This window comes from Pedobacter sp. NJ-S-72, from assembly GCF_053890575.1.
Genome location: NZ_CM132681.1, coordinates 2,620,998 through 2,644,943, shown reverse-complemented (window position 1 = coordinate 2,644,943; position 23,946 = coordinate 2,620,998). Strand labels below are relative to the sequence as shown.

The 23,946-nt window shown below is 35.8% G+C and carries 25 protein-coding genes, 1 tRNA gene and 5 pseudogenes; 17 read left to right on the top strand and 14 right to left on the bottom strand.

Annotated elements, in window-relative coordinates; genetic code table 11:
• From ACWYN3_RS17660 to ACWYN3_RS17645, 4 genes are read left to right on the top strand one after another with little or no spacing between them, the layout of a single operon-like run.
• Nucleotides 1-468: a hypothetical protein gene (locus ACWYN3_RS17660; RefSeq protein ID WP_456222301.1), complete on the top strand. Its 468-nt coding sequence runs from the start codon at nt 1-3 to the stop codon at nt 466-468.
• Nucleotides 458-973: a hypothetical protein gene (locus ACWYN3_RS17655; protein ID WP_456222300.1), complete on the top strand. Its 516-nt coding sequence runs from the start codon at nt 458-460 to the stop codon at nt 971-973. The genes ACWYN3_RS17660 and ACWYN3_RS17655 overlap by 11 nt, the downstream gene beginning before the upstream one ends.
• A gap of 31 nt (nt 974-1,004) precedes the next feature.
• Nucleotides 1,005-1,136 carry a hypothetical protein gene (locus ACWYN3_RS17650; protein ID WP_456222299.1) on the top strand — a complete coding sequence of 44 codons (132 nt, stop codon included), beginning with the start codon at nt 1,005-1,007 and terminating at the stop codon, nt 1,134-1,136.
• Between the two features lie 57 nt (nt 1,137-1,193).
• A complete protein-coding gene (locus ACWYN3_RS17645; protein WP_456222298.1) occupies nt 1,194-1,706 on the top strand; it encodes a DUF4468 domain-containing protein in 513 nt (170 codons plus the stop codon).
• Nucleotides 1,707-1,715: 9 nt separating this feature from the next.
• On the opposite strand, the gene ACWYN3_RS17640 is transcribed toward ACWYN3_RS17645, so the two are convergent.
• The 3 genes from ACWYN3_RS17640 to ACWYN3_RS17630 all read right to left on the bottom strand — a co-directional run bounded on the left by ACWYN3_RS17640 (nt 1,716) and on the right by ACWYN3_RS17630 (nt 3,122).
• Entirely contained in the window at nt 1,716-1,877 is a 162-nt protein-coding gene (locus tag ACWYN3_RS17640) for a hypothetical protein (protein ID WP_456222297.1), read from the bottom strand.
• A gap of 62 nt (nt 1,878-1,939) precedes the next feature.
• Nucleotides 1,940-2,965, bottom strand: a complete 1,026-nt coding sequence (locus tag ACWYN3_RS17635) for a hypothetical protein (protein ID WP_456222296.1) — start codon at nt 2,963-2,965, stop codon at nt 1,940-1,942.
• Between the two features lie 81 nt (nt 2,966-3,046).
• Nucleotides 3,047-3,122, bottom strand: a tRNA-His gene (locus ACWYN3_RS17630).
• Between the two features lie 461 nt (nt 3,123-3,583).
• Here ACWYN3_RS17630 and ACWYN3_RS17625 point away from each other — a divergent pair.
• The 4 genes and pseudogenes from ACWYN3_RS17625 (at nt 3,584) to ACWYN3_RS17610 (ending at nt 7,513) form a co-directional block, all read left to right on the top strand.
• A complete protein-coding gene (locus ACWYN3_RS17625) occupies nt 3,584-4,156 on the top strand; it encodes a UbiX family flavin prenyltransferase (protein WP_456222295.1) in 573 nt (190 codons plus the stop codon).
• Between the two features lie 144 nt (nt 4,157-4,300).
• Nucleotides 4,301-5,622: pseudogene (mtaB, locus tag ACWYN3_RS17620) on the top strand (tRNA (N(6)-L-threonylcarbamoyladenosine(37)-C(2))-methylthiotransferase MtaB).
• A gap of 30 nt (nt 5,623-5,652) precedes the next feature.
• The gene (locus ACWYN3_RS17615; protein WP_456222294.1) at nt 5,653-6,804 is read left to right on the top strand and encodes a prolipoprotein diacylglyceryl transferase; all 1,152 of its coding nucleotides are present in this window, start codon (nt 5,653-5,655) and stop codon (nt 6,802-6,804) included.
• A gap of 10 nt (nt 6,805-6,814) precedes the next feature.
• Nucleotides 6,815-7,513 (top strand): inositol monophosphatase family protein, encoded by a 699-nt coding sequence (locus ACWYN3_RS17610; RefSeq protein WP_456222293.1) that lies wholly within the window; start codon nt 6,815-6,817, stop codon nt 7,511-7,513.
• Between the two features lie 167 nt (nt 7,514-7,680).
• Here the strand turns inward: ACWYN3_RS17610 and ACWYN3_RS17605 are convergent, their stop codons facing one another.
• Together ACWYN3_RS17605 and purB are read right to left on the bottom strand one after the other, a co-directional pair.
• Nucleotides 7,681-8,232, bottom strand: a complete 552-nt coding sequence (locus ACWYN3_RS17605) for a NifU family protein (RefSeq protein WP_456222292.1) — start codon at nt 8,230-8,232, stop codon at nt 7,681-7,683.
• Nucleotides 8,233-8,348: 116 nt separating this feature from the next.
• Nucleotides 8,349-9,697: pseudogene (gene purB / locus ACWYN3_RS17600) on the bottom strand (adenylosuccinate lyase).
• A 581-nt stretch (nt 9,698-10,278) separates the two neighbouring features.
• Between purB and ACWYN3_RS17595 the strand changes: the two are divergent.
• A pseudogene (locus ACWYN3_RS17595) lies at nt 10,279-10,738 on the top strand (RNA polymerase sigma factor).
• 7 nt (nt 10,739-10,745) lie between these two features.
• The gene (locus tag ACWYN3_RS17590; RefSeq protein ID WP_456222291.1) at nt 10,746-11,840 is read left to right on the top strand and encodes a S1C family serine protease; all 1,095 of its coding nucleotides are present in this window, start codon (nt 10,746-10,748) and stop codon (nt 11,838-11,840) included.
• 39 nt (nt 11,841-11,879) lie between these two features.
• Here the strand turns inward: ACWYN3_RS17590 and ACWYN3_RS17585 are convergent, their stop codons facing one another.
• Together ACWYN3_RS17585 and ACWYN3_RS17580 are read right to left on the bottom strand one after the other, a co-directional pair.
• Nucleotides 11,880-12,416: a hypothetical protein gene (locus tag ACWYN3_RS17585; RefSeq protein WP_456222290.1), complete on the bottom strand. Its 537-nt coding sequence runs from the start codon at nt 12,414-12,416 to the stop codon at nt 11,880-11,882.
• A 63-nt stretch (nt 12,417-12,479) separates the two neighbouring features.
• On the bottom strand, nt 12,480-12,980 hold the full coding sequence (locus ACWYN3_RS17580) for a hypothetical protein (protein ID WP_456222289.1): 501 nt from the start codon (nt 12,978-12,980) through the stop codon (nt 12,480-12,482).
• A gap of 252 nt (nt 12,981-13,232) precedes the next feature.
• Here ACWYN3_RS17580 and ACWYN3_RS17575 point away from each other — a divergent pair, with 252 nt between their 5' ends.
• The 4 genes from ACWYN3_RS17575 (at nt 13,233) to ACWYN3_RS17560 (ending at nt 15,174) form a co-directional block, all read left to right on the top strand.
• Nucleotides 13,233-13,604: a DUF72 domain-containing protein gene (locus ACWYN3_RS17575; protein WP_456222288.1), complete on the top strand. Its 372-nt coding sequence runs from the start codon at nt 13,233-13,235 to the stop codon at nt 13,602-13,604.
• On the top strand, nt 13,490-14,155 hold the full coding sequence (locus tag ACWYN3_RS17570) for a DUF72 domain-containing protein (RefSeq protein WP_456223060.1): 666 nt from the start codon (nt 13,490-13,492) through the stop codon (nt 14,153-14,155). Before ACWYN3_RS17575 ends, ACWYN3_RS17570 begins: the two co-directional genes overlap by 115 nt.
• Before the next feature lie 106 nt (nt 14,156-14,261).
• Nucleotides 14,262-14,897: a peroxiredoxin gene (locus ACWYN3_RS17565; protein WP_456222287.1), complete on the top strand. Its 636-nt coding sequence runs from the start codon at nt 14,262-14,264 to the stop codon at nt 14,895-14,897.
• Nucleotides 14,898-14,976: 79 nt separating this feature from the next.
• A complete protein-coding gene (locus ACWYN3_RS17560; protein WP_041879135.1) occupies nt 14,977-15,174 on the top strand; it encodes a cold-shock protein in 198 nt (65 codons plus the stop codon).
• 53 nt (nt 15,175-15,227) lie between these two features.
• Here the strand turns inward: ACWYN3_RS17560 and ACWYN3_RS17555 are convergent, their stop codons facing one another.
• The 7 genes and pseudogenes from ACWYN3_RS17555 to ACWYN3_RS17525 all read right to left on the bottom strand — a co-directional run bounded on the left by ACWYN3_RS17555 (nt 15,228) and on the right by ACWYN3_RS17525 (nt 19,700).
• Entirely contained in the window at nt 15,228-15,890 is a 663-nt protein-coding gene (locus ACWYN3_RS17555) for a hypothetical protein (RefSeq protein ID WP_456222286.1), read from the bottom strand.
• Nucleotides 15,891-15,969: 79 nt separating this feature from the next.
• The gene (locus ACWYN3_RS17550; protein ID WP_456222285.1) at nt 15,970-16,407 is read right to left on the bottom strand and encodes a hypothetical protein; all 438 of its coding nucleotides are present in this window, start codon (nt 16,405-16,407) and stop codon (nt 15,970-15,972) included.
• A gap of 75 nt (nt 16,408-16,482) precedes the next feature.
• Complete coding sequence (locus tag ACWYN3_RS17545) at nt 16,483-17,673, bottom strand: aspartate kinase (protein ID WP_456222284.1); 1,191 nt, start codon at nt 17,671-17,673, stop codon at nt 16,483-16,485.
• 3 nt (nt 17,674-17,676) lie between these two features.
• Nucleotides 17,677-17,943, bottom strand: a complete 267-nt coding sequence (locus ACWYN3_RS17540) for an RsiV family protein (protein ID WP_456222283.1) — start codon at nt 17,941-17,943, stop codon at nt 17,677-17,679.
• Between the two features lie 14 nt (nt 17,944-17,957).
• Entirely contained in the window at nt 17,958-18,500 is a 543-nt protein-coding gene (locus tag ACWYN3_RS17535; protein ID WP_456222282.1) for a PdaC/SigV domain-containing protein, read from the bottom strand.
• A gap of 46 nt (nt 18,501-18,546) precedes the next feature.
• Entirely contained in the window at nt 18,547-19,005 is a 459-nt protein-coding gene (locus ACWYN3_RS17530) for an N-acetyltransferase family protein (protein WP_456222281.1), read from the bottom strand.
• Between the two features lie 4 nt (nt 19,006-19,009).
• Nucleotides 19,010-19,700 (bottom strand): annotated as a pseudogene (locus ACWYN3_RS17525) (YggS family pyridoxal phosphate-dependent enzyme).
• Between the two features lie 71 nt (nt 19,701-19,771).
• Between ACWYN3_RS17525 and ACWYN3_RS17520 the strand changes: the two are divergent.
• The 3 genes and pseudogenes from ACWYN3_RS17520 (at nt 19,772) to ACWYN3_RS17510 (ending at nt 23,945) form a co-directional block, all read left to right on the top strand.
• A complete protein-coding gene (locus ACWYN3_RS17520; RefSeq protein WP_456222280.1) occupies nt 19,772-20,410 on the top strand; it encodes a DUF4296 domain-containing protein in 639 nt (212 codons plus the stop codon).
• A 2-nt stretch (nt 20,411-20,412) separates the two neighbouring features.
• Nucleotides 20,413-22,793, top strand: a pseudogene (locus ACWYN3_RS17515) (endonuclease MutS2).
• 192 nt (nt 22,794-22,985) lie between these two features.
• On the top strand, nt 22,986-23,945 hold the full coding sequence (locus ACWYN3_RS17510) for a PQQ-dependent sugar dehydrogenase (RefSeq protein ID WP_456222279.1): 960 nt from the start codon (nt 22,986-22,988) through the stop codon (nt 23,943-23,945).
• Nucleotide 23,946 lies beyond the last annotated feature (1 nt).

The window sequence follows — 23,946 nt, the reverse complement described above, 5'->3', positions numbered from 1 at the left end:
ATGTTAGACGCATCAGGTAAACTTAGATCTGAATTTATAAAAAGACAAACTGAAAAAGAAGCACAGATTAAACTTGATGCAGCTAACAAAAAAACTATTACATCTGCGCAGACCGAAGTTGTAACTGCCGTTGATTACGGTGGTAAACTACAAGCGGAACTTAATTTGTTGGAAGCCAAACATAATGCTGAAATATCTAACGAAAAACTAACAGCTGATGAGAAAATTTTAATAAACGCACAGTATCAAAAGGACAAAAAAGCTTTAGAAGACGATTATGGAAAACAAGCTGCTGATTATGCTATTAGAGCTGCTTCTGATATTACGAGTGCAGCGTTTACCATTTTAGCCAATGGTCGACAAGCAGAAACTGATGGCAAAATATCTGAAATAAATAAACAACGAGAAGCTGAACTTGCCAATAAAAGTTTAAGTGAGTCCCAGAAAAAAGCTATTAATGATAAATGACAAGCAAGTTGCTGCTGAAAAGCTCAAAGCCTGGAAGGCAAATCAAAAAGCACAAATTGTTCAGGCAGCAATGAATGGTGCTTTAGCAGTTACTATGGTCATGGCCCAAACTGGTATTTTATCACCTTTTGCTATTCCTGCAATTGTTACTGCAACATTAGCTCAAATTGCTGTTATTGCTACTCAGAAACCTCCCCAATTATCAAAGGGCGCAATGATTACACCAAAAGGACCTAGTCATGAACAAGGAGGTATGAATATTACGAATAATCAAACTGGTGAAGTAGTGGCTGAAATGGAAGGGGACGAGCCAGTACTCATTTTGCGTAAAGATCTCCCTGAAGAAAATCTTGCCATGATTAAACAATTAGCATTTGAAAACACATTTGGCAACCCCGCAAGAGTAGACAATTCATCAGTAAGCAAAGCAATCCATATGGCAAAGAATGGGGCGTTGTATACTCCTGGTACAGTAAGTAATTCAACCGCAAATTTAAACGGCTAACTATGAAAGCGATTCAACCAAAACGGATAATATGGAAGCTTTACTTCAGAAATTAATTGATGCTACAATTGAAGAAAAATCAAGGCCAGTTGATCTTAATTATCGTTTGGTGGAGCAGTTTACTGATCGCTTGGTCAATATTAAAAACGAAGTTAATTCATAACAGGATTTCTTCACGGTTACGATTTTTTATTTAGCTTAGTGATAAATACAGAAACTTATGAAAAAAATTATGCTCTCCTTACTATTAATAGCTCCATTTATAGGGTTAGCTCAACAAGTCCCAATTGATAGCGCAACAAAAAAGATTACATATACTGGAGTGGTGGAAGCTCCTGGTACCAAGAGTCAACTATTTGATAGAACACTGGAATGGTTTGCTACTTCCTTCAAATCAGCCAATGATGTTATCCAGGTTAAAGATAAAGTAGCAGGTAAATTTGTCGGGTCTTTAATTGTATACGTTTCTGAAGGAGGCCCAGTATCTTCTTCTAATATTGTTATCCTGGTTAAGGATGGAAAGTATAAGTACACTATTACCGATCTGGTATTTAATGGGGGAGGCAGTTTTAAACCATGGGCTTTAGAAAGTGACCCTTCTCCTTTTAAAGTTGGTATGATGAAAAAAGGAATTAAACACATTAAGGAAAATTCTTTTGTACGAGTTGAAAACTTAATTCTATCATTAAAAACCAAAATGGCTATAAATGACACAAAAGCATCGGATTTTTAAATCTGATGCTTAAAATGTCAAGTCCTCAATATCATACACCTTCTTTAACTTAAGGTCGAATTTTCTCATATAAGTCATGACTGATTCTAATTCATCATGTCTGATCATGTATTGTATAGCATAGGGATCAGTTCCTTTCATCATCTCATGGATAACCCTAGTGTGCTTCATAGAATAAATCGAATGTCTATCAGTAAAGCCTAACTTGTCCCTAACAGGTCTGAACATATTCGCTAAAAAGTCTTTGTGACATTTAAACTCTCTGAAGGCTCGCCTCGTCTTCCAAAAACGTAAAAATTAGAAGGCAAAGAATTCCAATTCATCTCTTCTAAAATTGCCCCAAATTCTGGAGAATAGTCCCGGTAACACTCTTCATTGTCTTTTGAAAGATCTGCACTGAAACGTATCCTCATCAATTCGGTGTCTATATCTGAAACTTTTAATTTCATTAATTCTATTTTACTCCGGATGCACAGATGGTATGTAAACTGCATGGCCCTATATACAGGTAAACAGTTATTTTCTAATAATGATACTCTTAATGAATTAAGTTCTTCTCTTCGATACCATTCATGTTTTGAAACCTTAGCTTTTATTTTTTCAATAGTAGCCTTTGCGGGATTTTTAAGCATATATTCTTCAGTGGCCAACCAGTTAAAAACTGTCATTGCATTTGACACCTCATTGTTATATGTAGTATTTTCCCACTCCCTGTTTTTCTTAGCTTGGTTAACTGCATTAGCTATTTCAATTCTTCTGACAGAATTGATGGGATCGTTGATTCTTTCTTTTTCTGTAAAATATGAGGTTAACCATTTTATAGTGCCCCGCCAAGTCGACATAGTATTGCCGTTTCCAGTACGAGCCTCTCTACTTTCTAGGAAGAAATCAAAGGCCCTGGTTATAGGTAGTAATTTTCTTTTGTCTTCTTCCAAAAGTTCTTCTTGAACCGAATCGAGTTTATCGGCTTCTGCTTCTAGTTTTTCTACTTCTTTAAGTTTTGAGATTATCTCTTCAAATGGATCATAATTGAAATGTTTTAAACAAAACTCCCAATCGGCGCGAAGGTCTTCTGCATTTTTTTCGCGTATCTCTCCATCATATAGATTGATATCCCCATATTTTTTTATGCGTTTTGTTGACCTTGGAAACAATTTGGGGAACTCTTGTCTTAATTCTAATGGAACTTTATGGTTCCAGTCAATGTACCATTTATTTGGATCGGACTTGCGTATTACGGGTTTTGAGTATGGTTTCAAAGGTGAATATCCGTTTTTTATTGTGTCCCTAATGTGTCCCTTTAACAAGAAAGGGGCCTGTAAAGGCCCCTTTGACTGATTGGGTGGAATATGGGGCTCGAACCCACGACCCTCGGTACCACAAACCGATGCTCTAACCAACTGAGCTAAAACCACCGTGTTTTTCAGTTTGACAAAAGTACGAATTTTAATTACGCTAACAAATATTTCTGAACTAAAATCTGAATTATTTTTTAAACTATTCATAGACAGTATTTTAATTTTTAATATTTTTTTGAAATATATGTTCGATTTGAGGTCAGGAGGAAGGATAAATGACTTTTTGGACAGGACGAAGGTGTTCGATATTGGGATTTTTGAATCGGATGTTAAAAATAACAAAGACTTTTATCCTATCTTCACAAAAGATAAATGGCCTTAACATGGTGTAAGAGGAACACTTTGACATCATTGTATCATAAATACTTAAAAAGTGTTAAAATTTTCTTTTTGTTAGAAAAAGAATTTACATTTGAGCTTACCCTTTCGAGGGTATGTTTTTCATAGGTAGATGTAGGGCCGGAAATTTATTTTCGGCCCTTTTTTGTTTCTATAGGTTGCGTATCTTTGAACCACTTTATGAAGAAGAAAAAAATCATTGTCGCAATCACCGGAGCCAGCGGTTCAATATATGCTAAACTTTTATTAAGCAATCTTCAGCAATTGGCTGATCAGATAGAAACGGTGGGAGTCGTGATGTCTGATAATGCAAAAGAAGTCTGGCGTTTTGAATTAGGAAATAGTGATTATGATAATTATCCTTTTGATTTTTATCAGAAGATGGATTTTAACGCTCCCTTCGCTTCCGGGTCTGCAAGATTCGATACAATGATTATTATCCCTTGTTCTATGGGGACTTTAGGAAGGATCGCCCATGGCATATCCAATGATCTGATTTCAAGAGCTGCTGATGTGATTTTAAAAGAGCGCAGAAAGTTGATTGCCGTAGTCAGAGATACACCCTTTAGTTTGATACATATTAATAATATGAAAACGGTTACTGAAGCAGGAGGGGTTATCTGCCCTGCAAGCCCATCTTATTATAGCATCCCAACAACTATTGAGGAAGTTGCGCAGACTGTCGTGAGCAGGGTTATAGACCTTGCAGGATTAGAACAGGATAGCTTTCGCTGGAATGAAAACAAAGGATAGTCTGTAATTTGACAATGCACAAATGTTTGGGGTTATAAAAACATTAATCTAAAAAGTTATCTTTGCACCCTGGATGAATGCTGATATACTAAACATTATATGATGTTGTATACGTGTTTATCTGCCTCATAACAATAAATTTCAATGAAGAAAGTAGCATTTTATACACTCGGTTGCAAGTTAAACTTTTCGGAAACTTCAACTATCGGACGTCTTTTTACTGATGCAGGTTATGCTGTAGTAGATTTTACAGACGGAGCGGATGTATATGTCATCAATACCTGTTCTGTTACAGAACATGCGGATAAAAAATGCGTAAGGTAGTGAAGGAGGCTCTTAAGTATTCGCCAAATGCATATGTTACAATTGTAGGTTGCTATGCGCAGTTAAAACCAGTTGAAATTGCCGAAATTGAAGGTGTAGATATGGTATTGGGTGCGGCTGAGAAATTCCGTATCGTAGAATATATCTCAGATCTGACGAAATTACCAAAAGCTGTTATTCATCAGCAAGATATTGAAAAAGTAAATCATAATTTTATAGCTGCCTATTCTATAGGTGACAGAACACGTACGTTCCTGAAAGTTCAGGATGGTTGTGATTATCCATGTACTTATTGTACGATCCCGCTTGCGCGAGGTGGCAGCAGAAGTGATACCATTGAAAATGTGGTCAACCGTGCAAAACAAATTGCTGAAAGTGGTGTGAAGGAAATTGTACTTACCGGAGTGAACCTTGGTGACTTTGGAATTCGCAGCGGACAGCGTGAAGACAAGTTTTTTGATTTAGTGAAAGCTTTAGATGAAGTTGAAGGAATTGAAAGAATCCGGATCTCTTCTATTGAGCCCAACTTATTAAGTAATGAGATTATCAGTTTTGTAGCTTCTTCAAAAAGATTTGTACCACATTTCCATATTCCCCTGCAATCTGGTTCTGATAAGATCCTGGGACTGATGAAAAGACGTTACCGCAGAGATTTGTATACAGAACGTGTAGCGACAATTAAAGCACTTATCCCTGATTGTTGTATTGGAGTAGATGTAATTGTAGGTTTTCCGGGAGAAACGAAGGAAGACTTTTTAGATACTTATCAGTTCCTTAATGAACTGGATATTTCTTATCTGCATGTATTTACTTATTCAGAACGTGAGCAGACTGAAGCTGCGGAGATGGCTGGCGTAGTTGCTGGTAGTGCCCGTGCAGACAGAAGTAAAATGCTTCATATCTTATCTGATAAAAAACGCAGGGCATTTTACCAGTCACAGATTGGTTCTGTTGGAGAGGTTTTATTTGAAGATGATCAGAAAAAAAATGGTTTCATGCATGGTTTTACCAAGAATTACGTTAAGGTAAAGGCTAAATATGATCCTGTAATGGTCAATGAAATTAAAACTGTCAGACTAATGGAATTAACTGCTGATGGTGAGGTAGAAGTTATGGAAATTCAAGAAGTTTTAGCACATTAATCTTATATTCGCGTTAAAAAATATACGCGTATGTTTCCTACCGTTTCCCATTTTATAGAATATCTTTTTGGTATACAGGTTCCATTACCTTTTAATACTTTTGGAGTATTTGTCGCCCTGGCTTTTATTGCTGGTTACTGGGCCTTTACTCAGGAGCTGAAAAGGAAGGAAGCACTCGGTTTATTACATCCTGTAAAAAGGATAATTACAATCGGTAAACCAGCAACGACTACAGAGCTTTTATATAACTGCATCTTTGGATTTCTGATTGGTTATAAACTGGTTTATGCTTTATTAAACTATCGTTTGTTTGTCAGTGATGCGCAGACGGTGTTATTGTCGTTGAAAGGAAATATTCTTGGCGGGTTATTCTTCGCCGGGTTATTTGCTTACTGGGACTATAAAGAAAAAAACAAATTCAAACTCACCCAGCCTAAAAAAGTAGAAGTTACCGAGCATCCTTATGAATTAATGGGAAATATGATCGTATGGGCTGCTGTATGGGGTTTTCTGGGAGCAAAAATATTTGATAATCTTGAGCATTGGGATAGTTTTATTAAAGACCCTATTGGTGGTTTACTATCTTTCAGCGGACTTACCTTTTATGGTGGACTGATCTGTGGTGGTGCTGCAGTATTATATATAGCAAAGAAAAACGGAATCAAACCATTACATATGCTGGATGTCGGCGGACCTGGTATGATGCTGGCTTATAGCGTAGGCCGAATTGGCTGTCATCTGTCTGGTGATGGGGACTGGGGGATTGTAAATATGAATCCTAAGCCTTTTAGCTGGTTGCCTGACTGGTTATGGGCATATACTTATCCGAATAATGTAGCGATGGAGGGGGTACCTATTCCGGGGTGTGTAGGGAAATTCTGTAACGTGTTACCTTTGCCTGTATACCCTACGCCTATTTACGAAGTAATTGTATGTTTTATCTTATTTCTTATTCTTTGGCGCATACGCCACCAGATTAAGCTTCCGGGAATGATGTTCGGAATTTATTTAATGATGAATGGACTGGAGCGGTTTTTTGTCGAACTGATCCGTGTCAATTCAAAATATCATGTTGCTGGTATTTCTTTTACTCAGGCAGAGTTGATTTCTTCTCTCTTGTTTATTGGCGGCCTGTTACTTGTTGCGTTCTCAATTAAGAATAAAAAAACACACACAAGCTAAATTTTACAATTTGAATTACGAATTACTGAGTTCACAAGTTATCGCAATTGCCCGGTTAGCGGGCAATTTTATACGGAAGGAATCGATGCGTTTTGATGCTGATGCTATTGAATTCAAAGGATTAAATGACCTGGTTTCTTATGTAGATAAAACTGCAGAAGAGATTATAGTCGAAAATCTTGATCAATTAATACCAGATGCGGGTTTTACGACCGAAGAGCAAACGATAAATACTAAAGGAAAGACATATAACTGGATTATTGATCCGCTGGATGGGACGACAAACTTTATTCATGGGGTGCCAACTTATTCTATCAGCATTGCTTTATATGAGGAAGATAAACCTGTATTAGGAGTCGTTTATGAGATTAACAGGGGGGAGATGTTTCATACTTATAAAGACGCGCCTGCTTATCTGAATCATAAACCTATAAGGGTTTCACAAAGAAATACGCTCGCAGATTCTTTACTGGCTACCGGATTTCCTTATTATGAGTTTGATAAACAAGCTCAGTACATGAAGTTGCTGGCAGAATTAATGCAGAAAACACATGGTTTAAGACGAATTGGATCAGCTGCGGTAGATCTGGCTTATGTGGCTTGTGGCAGATTCGATGCATTTTTTGAATATAACCTGAATTCTTATGACGTAGCTGGCTGGCGGTGCTTATCTCGTTCAGCAGGCGGGAGGAAAGGTAATGAACTTTAGCGGTGGCGATGATTTTATCGAACGCAGGCAAATTCTGGCTACAAATGGTTTGGTAGATATGGAAATGCTGGAAGCTATTCAGAGACATTTTGAAAGCTAAGTATAAGAGAGTATAAAAAAGGGGTCTGTGAATTCACAGACCCCTTTTTTATACGGAGTTGGTTTACTTATAAAGCGTTTGAAACTACTTCTTTTACTTCTGGAACCATACGCTGCAATAAATTCTGGATACCAGATTTTAAAGTGATTGTAGAGGAAGGACAGCCGCTGCATGAACCACGAAGTTCAACAGTAACCACACCTTCTTCAAATGATTTATAACTAATCGCACCACCATCCTGTTCTACAGCAGGACGAACGTAATCATGTAATATCTGTTGAATTTTTATTTCAAGATCAGATCCTTCAAAAGCAGGAGCTTCTTCAGCTGTTGCTTCTTTAATTTTATATTCTGATTCTACAGCACCTTTAACAAACTCCTTTAATATTGGTTCGATATCTGGCCATTCAGCGTCTTCAGTTTTTGTAATGGTTACGAAGTTGCTTGCGAAAAATACACCATTAACAAAATTAAACTTGAATAATTCTTTTGCAAAAGGAGAATGCTCAGCACTTTCTTTTGTAGCGAAATCCTCGCTGCCATTAATCAGAAGTTTATTAACCATAAACTTCATGGTGGCAGGATTAGGCGTTTGTTCTGTATATACGTTAATAGTCATTGTCTCTTTTTTCTTACAAAAATAAATAATTCGTAATTCAAATACAGATATCGATGTCTGTTTTAGGTCATTATATACTATTGTAGATTATGACCTTGTTTGAATATTAAACTTCCTTAAAATACTCCTGTGTAATTAAACGGAGTAATTTGTTTAAGTTCTTGTTTTAAATCTTCATTGATTTGAAGACCATCAATAAAATCTGCCATAGTATGTGCAGTAATTTTCTGATTGGTACGGGGGTCAAATCTTTCAAAGCCTCATAAGGATTTGGATAAGCTTCTCTTCTTAAGACAGTCTGAATAGCTTCGGCAACTACTGCCCAGTTATTTTCAAGATCAGCCGCTATCACCTCATTGTTTAATAAAAGCTTGTTCAGCCCTTTTAAAGTAGATGAAATAGAGATTACAGTATGTGCCATTGGTACGCCTACGTTTCTTAATACGGTAGAATCTGTTAAATCTCTTTGCAAACGTGAAATTGGAAGTTTTGCAGCAAAAAATTCAAACAATGCATTAGCTATACCAGCATTACCTTCTGCATTTTCAAAATCGATAGGGTTAACTTTATGTGGCATGGCTGAAGAACCAACTTCGCCTTCTTTGATTTTTTGCTTGAAATAATTTTTAGAAATATATGCCCAGATATCTCTGTCAAGGTCAATAATAATTGTATTAATCCTTTTTAGCGCATCGCACTGAGCTGCAAACTGATCATAATGTTCAATCTGAGTAGTATGCTGTGCGCGGTTTAATGTTAAAATTGTATTGACGAAGTTGTTAGAGAAATCTACCCAGTTAATTCCAGGGTAAGCGATATGATGTGCATTGAAATTTCCGGTAGCACCACCAAATTTTGCACTATGTGGAATGTTTTTCAGATTGTTCAGCTGAATTTCCAGGCGTTCAGCAAAAACTAAAAATTCTTTACCCAGTTTAGTAGGGGATGCCGGCTGTCCGTGAGTATGAGCTAATAAAGGAATATCTTTCCATTCAGTAGCTAATTCCTGAAGTTTAACAATCAGTAACTGGATATTTGGATAGTATTCTTCTTCAAGTGCAAGCTTAAAAGTATAAGGGATTGCAGTATTATTGATATCCTGAGAAGTAAGCCCGAAGTGAATAAACTCTTTAAAGTCTCCAAGGCCCAGATCATCGAATTGTTTTTTGATAAAATATTCAACAGCTTTAACATCATGGTTAGTGATTTTCTCTGTATCTTTTATTTCCTGAGCATCTGCATCACTAAATTGCTCGAATATATTGCGGAGTTTGCTGTAATTTGTTTTATCAAAATGGCTTAAACCTGTTAAACCTGTTTCACATAAAGCGATGAAATATTCGATTTCAACGTATACTCTATATTTGATTAAAGCCGATTCCGAGAAATATTTAGCTAAATTTTGTGTGGTATTTCTATAACGACCATCAACTGGTGATATAGCTTGTAGAGGAGATAAATTCATGTATAGGAATATTTTTACAAATGCAAAGGTAGCATTTTACTCAAACCTATAGGCACAAAAAAAGGCTTTGGAGAACCAAAGCCTTTCTGTAGATTTTATCTAGCTTATTTTTTAGCTTCAGCAGCTGGTTTAACTTCAGTTGTAGTAACTTTAACTGCAGTATCTTTAACTGTTGAATCTTTAACTGTAGTATCAACGTCAGTAGTAACTACTGAAGAATCAGTTACTGTAGTGTCAGTTGCACCAGCTTTTTTTTTCTGAGTTACAAGCTGCTACTACTGATAAAGAGATTGCTAAAGCTAAAAAGCCAAATTTGAATAAGTTTTTCATTTGAATTCTGTTTAAAATAATTAATTAATTTTACAGATTAATACCATAAAGATTAAAAGGTAACCCACCATTTTAAAAAAAAGATTTAAAATAATTTTTTTGTCTAATATTGGGTTACCATTCACGTATAAATGTATTAATTGGTGAGTAACAAGTTAAGCGATTCAGTTCCAACAGATAGAGAGGTAGTTTTAGGGATACTAAATAACTCAGAAGATGCACTTAATAAGCTCTACATCGGGTATTTTCCGATGGTTTTGCAGTTTATTATTAATAATAACGGTGATGAGGACGATGCAAAAGACGTCTATCAGGAAGCAATTATTATTTTATATAATAAAATTAAGAGCGGAGATTTTGAGCTAAGCAGTAAACTAAAGACATATATATACTCAGTTTGCAGACGCATTTGGTTAAAAAAGCTTGCACAGCAAAAAGCAAAAAAACTAATAATGTTTTGATTTTGAAGATATAGTGTCAGTTGAGGTAGATGTAGAATACCATGAGGAGAAGGATCTTCAGTTTGAGAAGATGGGATCAGCACTCCAAAACCTGGGGGAACCTTGCAAAACTATTATTCAGGATTTTTATATTAATAATCTCTCCATGCAGGATATCTGTGAGAAATTTGGCTATACCAATACGGATAATGCCAAAACTCAGAAATATAAATGTCTGCAGAGATTAAAGAAATTATTTTTTCAATCTTAATTGCGGTATGAGGAACGACATAGAATTAGATGCTATCATTGAAGATTACCTTCAGGGTAAACTAACACCAGCAGAAGCAGAAGCTTTTGATAAACTGCGTGCCAATGATCCTGTAATTGATCATAAAGTAGTTGCACATAAAGTTTTTATGGATGCAATAAAGCAATATGGTAAAGTCCTTTCTCTGAAAGAGCAAATGGATAAAGCTCATGCAGGTATAGATGTAGCTTCACTAAGTGAAGAGCTGAGACCACATCCTTCATTCATTATCAATATGTGGCGCAAAAATAAGTCAGCAATGGCTATTGCTGCTTCGTTTATCCTTTTAACTATATTCTCTATTTACTCAATACAACATAATACCTTGCAAAATGGTACTTATGAAGTGATGCGCAGAGAGATTACTAATATTAAGAATAGTCAGAACAAACTGGTTAGAACAATCAATTCAAGTCCTAAAACTGAAAAGGGGCATGTTAAGGCTGCTCAATTTGGCGGGACCGGATTTGCTTTAACTGCTAACGGATATCTTTGTACGAATTACCATGTTGTAAGAGACGCAGATTCAGTTTATGTACAAAATAATAAGGGGGAGTCTTTCAAGGTAAAAGTTGTTTACCGTGACCCGCAGTACGATATTGCAATCCTGAAAATTACTGACGATTCGTTCACATCACTTTCTTCAATTCCTTACAAATTAAAGAAAAACAGTATTGGAATGGGAGAGAATGTATATATACTTTTAGATCCTAAAGATGATGCAGTATTAGGTGAAGGTTATATCAGCTCAAAAACTGGTCATGTAGGTGATACTACACAATACCAGGTTTCTATTCCGATCAATCCTGGAAACAGTGGTGGTCCGTTATTGGATAACTATGGAAATATTATTGGTGTGATTACTGCTAAAGAAAACCAGGTAGACGGTGCGACGTTCGCCATTAAGTCTAAATACATTCTGGAGGCGCTGAATGCTATTCCTCAGGATTCATTGGGTAAGAAGGTTGTATTTGCTAAAAAGAATCCTTTACAAGGTTTAAACAGAACAAAACAGATAGACAAAATTGAAAACTATGTCTATATGATCAAAGTATATAACTAAGCGAAACGCTTTTTTGAAAATCCCTGTAAAATCGTGCTATTATTTTATTTCGCGATTGAGAATTATAAGATTTTTGTTTTTTGTTTTTTCAATTGTTTGTGGGTAAAAAATAACGGAATAAGAATTATTCTTTGTTTTATTTATACCCGAAATAACCAACTTCTCATGTTCCATTTCTAAAACATCATTAGTTAATAAATTTTTATATCCCATTTGTCCTTTACTGTAAAAAAATTCAATTAGCTGGTCTTCTTTTATTGTAAACCAACCATTACCGAATTCTCCATTAAATCTTGTTATAAAAGTATTTGGGCCAACTTCTACCGGTTGCCAGCTATTGTAAAAAGGATCCGTAATATTGTACAATTCTTTTGATGATGAAGTCCCATCTTTTTCTATAATAATAACCGATATTTTTCCAGACTTCTCATGGAGTAAATATGATTTATAATGAAATGAAATCTTCAATATCTGATCGATTTTTTTTTGTTCTAAATTTAGAACTCTTCTTTCCAATTCATTTCCTTTTTCGTCTATCTGCCGGTGTATGAAACTATCATTTTCTTTCGCTAACAATTGAATTGTATTGTCTTGGATAAATATTTTGTTATTCCTTGGTAAAGGGAGCTTTATGTTATGTTATGTTTTCTTTATCATATTGTCTTTAAATTCAATACTCATCATTTTATCTGGTTTGGTATCTGACCAGATATCCACATCATGAAAGATGGAATAATGAGTACAGGTATTTATGAAATCTCCGATAAAAGGTCGATTTCCCTTGGGTAATTCGAGAGCATCTCTATTGAAAATGGGGATGCTTATTTCAAATTCTTTGTCAGGATGATAAGGAACTATAGAAACATAATTCTGTTTGCCGGGACTTATAAATAGTGTCGGTAAGATTCCGTCATCTTCCATGAAACTATCTTCTACATCGCCATTACTGTCTATAATTGTGTAGATCAGGTTATATGATGTTGCATTGTATACATAACTTGCCAAAAGAGTTTTATTATTTTCAAAGGTTATGCTGCCTTTATCCGAAATTCCAGATTCAGCAGTCAATAGAGTTACCGTTCCCAACTCAGTATGCTTAATCTCTATTTTAAACGGTATTGTTTTTTCAATATTTTTCATATAAATCCCTATAGTGATGTCGTAAGTGTATAAATATCTGGCAATCCATAAAGATAAGTAACCCTTTGAATTAAACCAATATATAAAATTCGATAGACAATAATTCTGATTTGAAACCCTCATCTAAAATAGAATAATGGAAATTGTGATTTCTGTCATAGAATTTTGGCCGGCTTGGGGGCTTTGTTTTATGCTTTTTATTTAAATAAAACATAATGCTTGTTTCGGGGTTTTGTTTTTAAAGCCAATCGCATGGAATTTGGAAAAGTAAATTCGGAAAATGTTAAGGATGTAGATTTTACCCTCCCTGAAGATGGAGTACAAACCCAAAAGGTGTTAAACAGGACAAGTAAAGGAAAAGCTAAGGTTTTTATAGGCTGTGCTAAATGGGGCAGAAAAGAGTGGGTTGGATTAATCTATCCGCCAAAAACTAAAGAAGCTGACTTCCTGGATGAGTATGTTAAACATTTCAATTCTATAGAGTTAAATGCTGTTTATTATCAGATCAGATTCCCTCTGTTGAATCTGTACGTAAATGGAGAAAGCAAGCCTCTGACAACGCAGCTGGAGAATTTTTGTTTTGTCCTAAATTTCCAAAAACTATCAGCCATGATCAAAGGTTGAAAGGGGCGGAGCATGCTACGGCCGAATATTTTAAAGCAATCGCTGAATTTGGAGATACACTTGGCCCTTGTTTTCTGCAGTTAAGTGAGAATTTCGGAGTGAAAAATCTGATAGTTCTGGAAGATTATCTTAAGTCATTACCTAAAGGACCTAAGGTTTTTGTAGAACTGAGACATGAACAATGGTTTTCTGATCCGGTAATCAGACAGCAGGTATTTGAACTTTTTACGGCTACCAATAAAGGCGCTGTAATTACTGATGTAAGTGGAAGGAGAGACCTTGTTCATATGGAAGTTACTATTCAGGAAGTATTTATCAGATTTATTGGTAATGGTCACGCCCACAAAAAGAGTGATTTTGCAAGGATCGATGAATGGGGGGCAAGGCTTAAGCTGTGGCAGGAAAAAGGACTTAAAAAGATTTATTTTTTTCTGCATCAGCGTGATGAACTGGATACGCCTTTACTGGCGACTCACGCAATAAAAGTGTTTAATGAGCAATTAGGGGGCGATCTTCCGGAAATATCATTCCAGCCGAGATTGTTTGAATAAGATCATTAAATCTAATGCTGTTGCACATTGTAGAAATATCTACTATATTAGTAGTGTTTGTAATTAGGTATAGTTGTTCGATTTTAAATCAAAAAATAATAAGATTATGAGTATCAGAATAGGAGATATCGCTCCAAATTTTAAAGCTAAAACATCAATTGGTGATATCGATTTTTATGAATTTCTTGGCGATAGCTGGGGAGTGATTTTTTCACATCCTGCAGATTATACACCTGTGTGTACCACAGAACTTGGTCGTACGGCTTCGTTAAAAGGAGAGTTTGAAAAAAGAGACGTTAAAGTTATCGCATTAAGTGTTGACTCTGTTGAATCTCATAAAGGATGGATACAGGATATCAATGAAACGCAGGATACGACTGTAGAGTTTCCTATTATAGCAGATGAAGATAAAAAGATTGCTGATCTATATGATATGATTCATCCTAATGCCTCTGAAACACTTACTGTACGTTCTTTATTTGTGATTTCTCCTGATAAAAAGGTGAAGTTAATGCTGACCTATCCGGCTTCAACAGGAAGGAATTTTACCGAGGTATTAAGAGTGATTGACTCATTACAGCTGACTGCTAAATATAGTGTTGCTACCCCAGCTGATTGGCAGTATGGTGAGGATGTAGTGGTTATGAATAGTATCAAAACAGAGGATATTCCGGCCAAATTCCCTAAGGGACATCAAGTTATAAAACCATATCTGAGAACTACTCCTCAACCCAATAAATAATTTTAAATACTAGATGATTTTCTTTAAATTTGATATAATTGATAATTTAAAGAAATATTAATTTTTATACTTGAATATTATGAGTACCGGAAAAGTAAAATGGTTTAATACGCAGAAAGGTTATGGATTTATCATCTATGAAGGAAATAAAGATATTTTTGTTCATTTCAAAGATGTTGTAGGCGGTATTGAGAGTCTTCAGGAAAATGATAATGTAGAGTTTGATGTGACTGAAGGAAAAAAAGGTTTACAGGCTGTAAACGTGAAAAAGGTATAAACCCAATCTTTTATTCTGATTGGTTAAAGCCTCCCATTGGGAGGCTTTTTGTATTAATAATGCTGTATAATTGTAGCCTTGATGATAGTTTTGCCTACAATACTGCTCTGTGTGAAGATCATAAACTGTGTATCATCAGGTTTAATATGATATTTATCAACTAAAGATGCTGCCTTGTCAGGATAGTTTCTGACAATTACGTTTCCAACGAGATTTTTCTCTTTCTTGATTTTTGCTGCTGACACCACGTCTTCAATTTTAAAAATCCTTCCGGGAAATTCGGTATGTATAGCAGAAGATGTATATAGCTGTGTTTGATGATGGAATTTTTGCAGTTCGTATCTTTCAGCAATCAGGTTAAAAGCACCACTTTTTAAAAGGGCTACATCGGGCTCATATAAATATTGTCCTGGAATTATAGTACCTGCCATAGCCGTAGAGCCTTCTTGGCCCATTATATAACTGAACTGTTTTTGTTCTGTATTTAAAGTTGTGCAAATGATTTTAGTGGGTGATTCAAAATCTCTTTCTATAACCCAGATCAATTCTTTACACTCATTTTTAACGCTGATAATATGTATCTCAGCCACATGCTTTAATTCTTTCAGACCAGCACTAAGATCCAGGAGTGGGGCAGTTTTAATAAGTATCTGCCTTGCCTTTAATAATAATAAATCAAGGTTTTCTGCTACATTAGGCGTACAGTCTTTTAGCATGAAAACTTTTCCTGAACTGCTCCTTCTGGCCGGATCAATATAGATACAGTCAAATTCCTGTTTTGTATTCTTTAAGAATTCAATACCATCGCCACAAATACTGTACGTTTTCTTCTTTTAATAAAACTCCATTATAACTGGCAATAGCTGACAATTCTTCATTGATTTCGCAATGCGTAACGGCTTGCACTTGCTTTGAAAAATAGTAGCTGTCTACTCCATATCCACCCGTTAGATCAATGATTGTATTTCCTTTAACTAGTCCTGCTTTATAAGCTGCGGTCTGTTCAGATGAGCATTGCTCTATGGATAACAATGCCGGATAGTATATCAATTTCGTATTAAACCAGGTAGGCAATTTCCGCAAAGACTTCTTTTTGGAAGCTATCTGATTTGCCAGTTCTTTACCTGTAATTCCGGCAAAAGGGCTTTTTGCCATGGCAATTTTATGCACATCTGCATTTAAATTATCATGGATATATTCCTGAACGGGCTGATCTGTGAGTTGCTTATTCAATAGCTGATTTATCTTTCATTACAATCTGACAGGTATGACGGCTTTTTACTTCGAGCAAAATATCTTTGTTTACAGTCACTCTATAATTGTATCCTGATTATAATAACGGATGGTAACTAATTCCAGTCCTTTATTGTATTTTACTTTATATAAGATAGATAAATCCTGGATCAGGTTGTTTATCTTTTCTTCTTCATGGTCTACACTCACAGAGAAACTCAGTGCTGAATTCAGCATAGTATTGACCTTCACTTTGTGTTTATGGAACAGACTGAAAATATCACTTAGGTTTTCTTCAATGATGAAAGAGAAGTCTTTTGGTAAAATAGAAATCAGGACCTGATTCACTTTGAAAATAAATGAAGGTACTGGCAATTCACTGTTTATACCATTAATTTCTGTTCCGTCGTGGGTTGGGTGAAGGAATGATCTTACATACAAAGGGATATTTTTATTCTGCAGTGGTTTAATCGTTTTTGGATGGATAACTGTAGCCCCGTAATAGGTCAGCTCAATTGCATCATGGTAAGAGAGCTGTGGGATACGTTCAGTTTCGTCAAACCATTTAGGATCGGCATTTAATACCCCCGGTACGTCTTTCCATATGGTTAGTGAGGTTGCATTCAGGCAGGCACAAAAGATAGCAGCAGAATAATCTGAGCCTTCGCGTCCAAGAGTAGTAGTGAAATTTTCACTTGTACTTCCTATGAACCCTTGTGTAACCACAATGCTTTTCTTTAATAATGGAACAAGATTCCGTTGAATCTCCAGTTCTGTTTTATCCCATTCTACTTTTCCTTCACGGTAAGTATTATCTGTTTTGATGAAATTTCTTGCATCTGCCCAGGTAGCCGGCAAGCCACTTTCATTAAGATAAGCAGCAACAATTTTGGTTGATAAAACTTCACCGATAGAAACTATCTGATCATAAATATAATCAGGAGCATCACTCGCTTCTTCCTCTAATAACCATTCAATTTCTACGAAAGTATTTGCAATATCATTAAATACCGGGTGATCATGATTGCTAAAGAGATCATTTAATATGTTAAAATGATAAGCTTTGATTTCTTCCAGTAACTCATGTGTGTTTTCCTGTCCGAATATATAGGCATTAGAAAGCAATTCTAATTTATTGGTGATTTTGCCCATCGCAGAAACTACGATAAGCAGATTTTCTTTTTCAGCTTGCTGAATAATAGCAACAAGATTCTTTACTGCTTCTGCATTCACTACAGAAGCACCCCCGAATTTAAATACCTGCATTTTTTATTTGAAATTGTTTAAAATAGAACTTGGCTTTAATATGTCTTTGATTTCCGTAAAAGGAACGATCAATGTAGTGGTTCCTGCGGCATAAGCCTTGATTTCGTAAGGATTATACAGGAATTTTAATCCTTCTTTAGTGATCGTGAAAGTTTCGGCTAAAGTGAATACATTATTATCAAAAAAGTACCCTTCTGATAGACTTGCACTTGCACTTAGTTTTTCGTTTTTTCTAAATATTTTCTCTGCTACAGCTCTTAGTTTTGGCATACCATCAGCTTTGATCAGTGAATCAAGTGTGATTGTTTGATAAGTTTAGGATCATAGTTGAAATAGGTAAACAGTGTATTTGGATGTGCACCACCTTTATAATCAACATATCTATAAAGCACAGACAGATAATTCGGATAATTAGTTACGACCTTTAAGTTCATGTCCAAAAACCACGCGGATTCTGATTGCGAAGCTGTGCTTTTAAAAGTATCGTACTCTTTGATAAATCCAGCTGTCAGTTCTTTATAAGTTTTGTAATGACCCTGCTTTCCCGCCAGACCAATTACACGATCTTCCAGAAATTTATTTATTGACTGATCTTTAAAAACCGGATAGCTTATAACAGCTTTAGCAGTATCTGCGGGCTGTTTAATTTTTGAGTTCTGAATTTTACTGTAAATCTTAATTGAATCAAAAGCAAAAGCTAATGTATCTGCTTTTGTTTCTGTAACAGCAGAAATAGCAGAATCAATCACTTTATCTGTTCTTTTTGGGTTATTGCAGGCATAAAACCATGTAACCAATAACAGTGCGGCTAAATTTCTTGTTTTCATAGCTGTTTTTTTAATTATCATTACAATATTACGATCGTTCAGAAGCTTATAACTGGTCTTTATTAAAAGAGGTATTCAACCATCCGCTTTCAATCTGTGCATCATATTTCTTGTAGAAATTTATAGCAGGTTCATTCCAGTCGAGTACCTGCCATGTCATGCCGTTGTAGTTTTTATCTCTGGCTTCTTTGATGACTCTTTCAAACAGAAGTTTTCCTAATCCTTTTCCTCTTTGACTTTCTGTTACAATGAAGTCTTCTAAATATAAACGACGACCTTTCCATGTAGAGTATCTGGTGTAATATAAAGCGAAGCCTAGAATCCCTGTCGCATCTTCTGCTACAAAAGCCTTCCATACGGGTTGCGCTCCAAATCCAGCCTCTTCAAATTCAGCTAAGGTAACTGTTACTTGTTCAGTAGCCTTTTCGTATGCTGCCAATTCTTTGATGAGCTCTAATAAACGCGGGCAATCTTCCTGTGCTGCAAAACTGAGTTGAATATCCATTAGGTTATGCTTTATAATGTTTGATTTTTCTAACACCAAAAATACTACTTCCTATTCTTACCATAGTACTGCCTTCTTCTATCGCTAATTTGTAATCACCTGACATTCCCATAGATAATTCTTTGAATGAATCTTCTTTTCTGAAAAAGCTTGTTTTGATACCATCAAATAATACTTTCAGTTCCTGAAATTCATCTTTAGTTTGTTTTTCCGGAGCATTATTACTCGCAATACCCATCAGACCAGTAATCCTGATGTTTTTCATCGCAAGATATTCTTCCGAACGTAATAATTCAATAGTTTCTGCGTGATCCAGACCAAATTTAGTGTCTTCATCAGCAATATAAATTTGCAGCAGACAGTCAATCACTCTGTTGTTCTTTGCAGCCTGTTTATTAATCTCTGCAAGTAATTTCAAACTATCCACCGACTCGATTAATTTGATAAAAGGAGCAATGTATTTAACTTTATTAGTTTGCAGGCAGGTGTCCAATCAGGTGCCATTCAATATCTTTTGGCAGGGCTTCATGTTTTTCTACTAATTCCTGGACGATATTTTCACCAAAAATCCTTTGTCCCGCATTGTATGCCGTTAAAACTGCTTCTGCATCATTGAATTTTGATACAGCAATTAATTCAACATTTTCCCCTTCTAATTCCTTTTTATATTTTAATAAGTTATCTGCTATGCTCATTTATCAGTATTTTTGGTAAAATTAACAACCTTAGCTCAAATAGCTACGGAAAAAATAATGTTTTATACACAATGAGAAACTTTTTGTGCATTTGTCTGCTGTTAATCAGCATTGGAGGATGTAAGCCAGGTATACCTTCTGATATTATTCAGCCAGACAAGATGGGAGAGGTTTTATATGATATTCATATAGCCGATGGATTTATTGCCACTATTCCTGATCCTGATTCAGCTAAAAACACTAGTGCTGCTTATTATAAAGGTATTTATAAGCGGTTTGAAATAGATTCTGCTCTTTATAACAAGAGCATGAATTACTATTATGATCATCCTGATGTTTTGAATGTGATGTACGAAAAGATTACTACAAAACTAAAGAAGGTAAAAGAGAAAGAAGATAAAATCAATGCGAAAAGATTAAAGAAAATTGAAGCGATTAAAAAGGCAAAGAAAGATAGCCTGGACAAAGCAGACCCAAAAAGGGTGATAAGAGAAGCAGCTGCAAAAAAAGATAGTCTGGTTAAGGCAGAAGCTTTGATCAAAAAGACTAAAGCGGAAGCTGCTAAAAAGATGAAAAAAGATAGCCTGGCTAAAGTAGCTGAATTGAAAAAAGTAAAAAAAGCAGAGGCTAAAAAATTTAAAGTACGTACAGATCAGGAAGCTTCGATAAAAAAGGAAGCTGATATCAGTACGGCTAAAAAGATTCAATAATAATGATATATCCCGATAATTGTTTAGATAGACTTGGCTTCACTGAAGTCAGACAACTCATCCTGAAGCATTGCCTGCCTGAGTGATGGGACAATACATGGTCAGCAAAATGCAGGTGATGAATAAATTTGATCAGATTAATAAGTTTTTAAGACAAACTAAAGAGTTTAAAAATATCCTGGAAAACCAGGAACCCTTACAGATCAGTACTTTTTTTGATATTAAATCGCTCGCAGAGAAGATCAGAGTAGAAGGCAGTTACCTGATGGAAGATGAGTTATTTCAAATTTATCTCTCTTTGCAGACTGTTTTTTCTGTACTCCGTTTTTTTGATGAGAGAAAAGATGTTTATCCTAATCTGGAAGCGCTGTTTGAGCATTTACCAGTAGAAAAAAATATCCTTAAAAAAATAGAGACGATTCTTGATGCTAAAGGTAAAATCAAGCCGAATGCTTCCTCTAAATTGCAGGAAATTATTGGTGATATCGCCAAAGGTGAACAGGAAGTACGTAAACGGATGGATGCTATTTACAAGCAGGCAGTAGCCAGTAACTGGGTAGCAGACGGAAGTTTAACAATCCGTGACGGAAGAATGTGTATTCCCATTCTGGCAGAGAATAAACGTAAGTTAAAAGGTTTCATTCATGATGAATCTGCGAGCGGGCAGACCGTTTATATGGAGCCAGAAGTTGTTTTTACACTGAACAATAAAATCAGAGATCTTGAATTTGATAAAAGACGGGAAATCATTAGAATTTTAATTGCACTTACGGATGATTTAAGGCCGTTTACTCCATTACTGCTTTCTTATCATGGCTTTTTGACCAAACTTGATTTTGTAAGAGCTAAAGCATTGTTTGCGATTGAAGTGGAGGCTGATATGCCAGTATTGGTAGCTGAACCCCGGATTAAACTGATTAATGCAACACACCCATTGTTATACTTGTCTTTTAAAGAAGATAAAAAGACAGTGGTTCCTTTGAATATTCATATGAATGAAAATTTAAGGATTGTATTGGTTTCCGGACCTAATGCCGGTGGAAAATCAGTTTGTATGAAAACGGTTGGTTTATTGCAGCAGCTGATGTTACAATCGGGCTTACTGATACCTGCCCATGAATCAAGTGAGGTTGGTATATTTGATAATATCTTTGCTGATATTGGTGATGATCAAAGTATAGAAAGTGACTTGAGTACTTATAGTGCGCATTTAACAAAAATGCGTTATTTCGTTGCTCATGCTACACCGAAATCATTGGTTATGATTGATGAATTTGGTACAGGAACTGATCCGCAGTTTGGTGGGCCAATGGCTGAAGCGGTTCTGGAAGTACTGAATAATAAGAAAGTAAGAGGGGTTATGACTACCCACTACTCTAACCTTAAATTATTTGCTGGTAATACTCCAGGGCTTGAAAATGCCTCGATGTTATTCGATAATGATAAGATGAAACCGTTGTATGTACTGGAAATAGGTAAACCAGGAAGCTCTTATGCTTTTGAAATTGCCCAGAACATCGGTTTGCAAAAAGAGGTGTTGATTCTGGCCAGAGAAAAGACCGGAACAAATCAGAATAGAATAGATAGTTTGTTAGTTGATCTGGAAAGAGAGAAAAAACAAATTTACGATACTAAAATCCAGTTATCTCTTCAGCAGAACAAGGTAAAAAACCTTGTTAAAGAAAATGAGGAATTGCAGCAGTTTTTGGAAGAAAACAGGAAAATCCTGATTAAAGAGGCAAAACTTGAAGCACAGGAAATTATCAAAAATGCCAATAAACTGGTAGAAAATACAATTGCCGGGATTAAAGAAAATCAGGCAGATAAAGAAGGGACCAAACAGTTAAGACAAAACCTGCAGAAGGTTCTGGTACAGCACCAGGTTAAAGAAGAGAAGAAGCCTGAAAAGTTAATTCCTTCAAATACACCTATTGTGGTTGGTGATTGGGTTCAGTTGATTAATACGGAAACGATGGGACAGGTGATGGAAGTTAACCGTGGCAATTTAGTATTGGCATTAGGTGACCTCCGTTCAGTTGTGAAAAAAGATCGCGTACAAAAGATTAGCAATAAGCAAGCTAAAAAAGTAGTACAGAGTAATTTCTTTTTTTCTGGCAGAATATCTGAAGCTATCGGGAACTTTACTGCTGAATTAGACCTGCGTGGAATGCGTGGAGAGAATGCAATACAGGAAGTGGAAAAATATATGGACAAATCTATTATGCTGGGTTTTCCGTTTATTAAACTGATTCATGGAAAAGGTGATGGTATTTTAAGAAAATTAATCAGGGAATACCTAAGGAAATACAGCGAGGTGAACAGGGTAGAAGATGAACATGCTGATAGAGGTGGAGATGGTATAACCTATGTGTATTTCAATTAATTAAACATAATTCAATCTGGATTGTTTATATTGTTTAATCAATAAACATCCTGCTATGAAAACAATTTTTACTTCAATTTTTATTCTGTTTTTTCTATCAGCATGTGAAAAGAGCAAAAATAATGATAATCCGGGAACACTGCCGGATGCTGATATAAAAACAGAAATACTCACTCAATCGTTAAAGTTTCCGTGGGAGATCATATTGGACCAGATAATTTTATCTGGTTCACTGAAAGGGCTGGTAAAATCAGCCGGTTAAATCCACTCAATGGGGTAATCACTTTAGTCCATACCATTACCGAGGTAAACAGTCTTGGCGAAGGTGGTTTGTTAGGCATGGTATTACACCCGCAATTCAATACCAACCCTTATTTATATGTAGTTTACGATTATGGTTCCGGAAATAGTTATAAAGGAAAGGTTGTTCGTTTTACATTCAATAACGGAATATTAAGCGCCCCGTTAGTCTTGCTGGATCAAATTCCGGCCTCCTCCATTCATAATGGTTCAAGGTTACTCATTACTCCGGATCTTAAGTTATTAATCACCACAGGCGATGCTAATGCTGCCCCTGCGGCACAGAACACAAGCAGTCTCTCAGGAAAGATATTAAGATTAAACCTGGACGGTTCTATTCCTTCAGATAATCCATTGCCAAACAATCCATTGTGGACTTATGGACACCGAAACCCGCAAGGATTAGTGCTGGCTAATAATAAACTATACTCTTCGGAACACGGGCCTGATAATGATGATGAAATTAACCTGATTCAGAAAGGCAGAAATTATGGATGGCCAAATGTAGAGGGCCTATGTAATACTGATGCAGAAAAAGCATTTTGTGCTTTGAATAATATTGCTGAACCCATGATCACCTGGACACCGACAATTGCTCCTTCAGGTTTGACTTATTACAATTCTGATTACATTCCACAATGGAAAAACTCCTTGTTGGTTGTTGCACTTAAAGGATCAAGGTTACTGCAACTGAAACTGGATGAAGGTGGCAGTAAAATCACCGCTACAAAGGATTTTCTGCAAAATCAATTTGGCAGGTTACGGGCAATTTGTCAATCACCAGAAGGAAAAGTCTATGTAGCAACCAGTAATGGAACGAACGATCAGATTATAGAAATCTCTGCCCGGTAAA

Bases quoted from the DNA above. Each gene is read 5' to 3' on its own strand.
- ACWYN3_RS17660 (WP_456222301.1), top strand. From the start codon at position 1: ATGTTAGACGCATCAGGTAAACTTAGATCTGAATTTATAAAAAGACAA.
- ACWYN3_RS17655 (WP_456222300.1), top strand. From the start codon at position 458: ATGATAAATGACAAGCAAGTTGCTGCTGAAAAGCTCAAAGCCTGGAAG.
- ACWYN3_RS17650 (WP_456222299.1), top strand. From the start codon at position 1,005: ATGGAAGCTTTACTTCAGAAATTAATTGATGCTACAATTGAAGAAAAA.
- ACWYN3_RS17645 (WP_456222298.1), top strand. From the start codon at position 1,194: ATGAAAAAAATTATGCTCTCCTTACTATTAATAGCTCCATTTATAGGG.
- ACWYN3_RS17640 (WP_456222297.1), bottom strand. From the start codon at position 1,877: ATGAAGCACACTAGGGTTATCCATGAGATGATGAAAGGAACTGATCCC.
- ACWYN3_RS17625 (WP_456222295.1), top strand. From the start codon at position 3,584: ATGAAGAAGAAAAAAATCATTGTCGCAATCACCGGAGCCAGCGGTTCA.
- ACWYN3_RS17615 (WP_456222294.1), top strand. From the start codon at position 5,653: ATGTTTCCTACCGTTTCCCATTTTATAGAATATCTTTTTGGTATACAG.
- ACWYN3_RS17605 (WP_456222292.1), bottom strand. From the start codon at position 8,232: ATGACTATTAACGTATATACAGAACAAACGCCTAATCCTGCCACCATG.
- ACWYN3_RS17590 (WP_456222291.1), top strand. From the start codon at position 10,746: ATGAGGAACGACATAGAATTAGATGCTATCATTGAAGATTACCTTCAG.
- ACWYN3_RS17580 (WP_456222289.1), bottom strand. From the start codon at position 12,980: ATGAAAAATATTGAAAAAACAATACCGTTTAAAATAGAGATTAAGCAT.
- ACWYN3_RS17575 (WP_456222288.1), top strand. From the start codon at position 13,233: ATGGAATTTGGAAAAGTAAATTCGGAAAATGTTAAGGATGTAGATTTT.
- ACWYN3_RS17565 (WP_456222287.1), top strand. From the start codon at position 14,262: ATGAGTATCAGAATAGGAGATATCGCTCCAAATTTTAAAGCTAAAACA.
- ACWYN3_RS17560 (WP_041879135.1), top strand. From the start codon at position 14,977: ATGAGTACCGGAAAAGTAAAATGGTTTAATACGCAGAAAGGTTATGGA.
- ACWYN3_RS17555 (WP_456222286.1), bottom strand. From the start codon at position 15,890: ATGCTAAAAGACTGTACGCCTAATGTAGCAGAAAACCTTGATTTATTA.
- ACWYN3_RS17545 (WP_456222284.1), bottom strand. From the start codon at position 17,673: ATGCAGGTATTTAAATTCGGGGGTGCTTCTGTAGTGAATGCAGAAGCA.
- ACWYN3_RS17540 (WP_456222283.1), bottom strand. From the start codon at position 17,943: ATGCCAAAACTAAGAGCTGTAGCAGAGAAAATATTTAGAAAAAACGAA.
- ACWYN3_RS17535 (WP_456222282.1), bottom strand. From the start codon at position 18,500: ATGAAAACAAGAAATTTAGCCGCACTGTTATTGGTTACATGGTTTTAT.
- ACWYN3_RS17530 (WP_456222281.1), bottom strand. From the start codon at position 19,005: ATGGATATTCAACTCAGTTTTGCAGCACAGGAAGATTGCCCGCGTTTA.
- ACWYN3_RS17520 (WP_456222280.1), top strand. From the start codon at position 19,772: ATGAGAAACTTTTTGTGCATTTGTCTGCTGTTAATCAGCATTGGAGGA.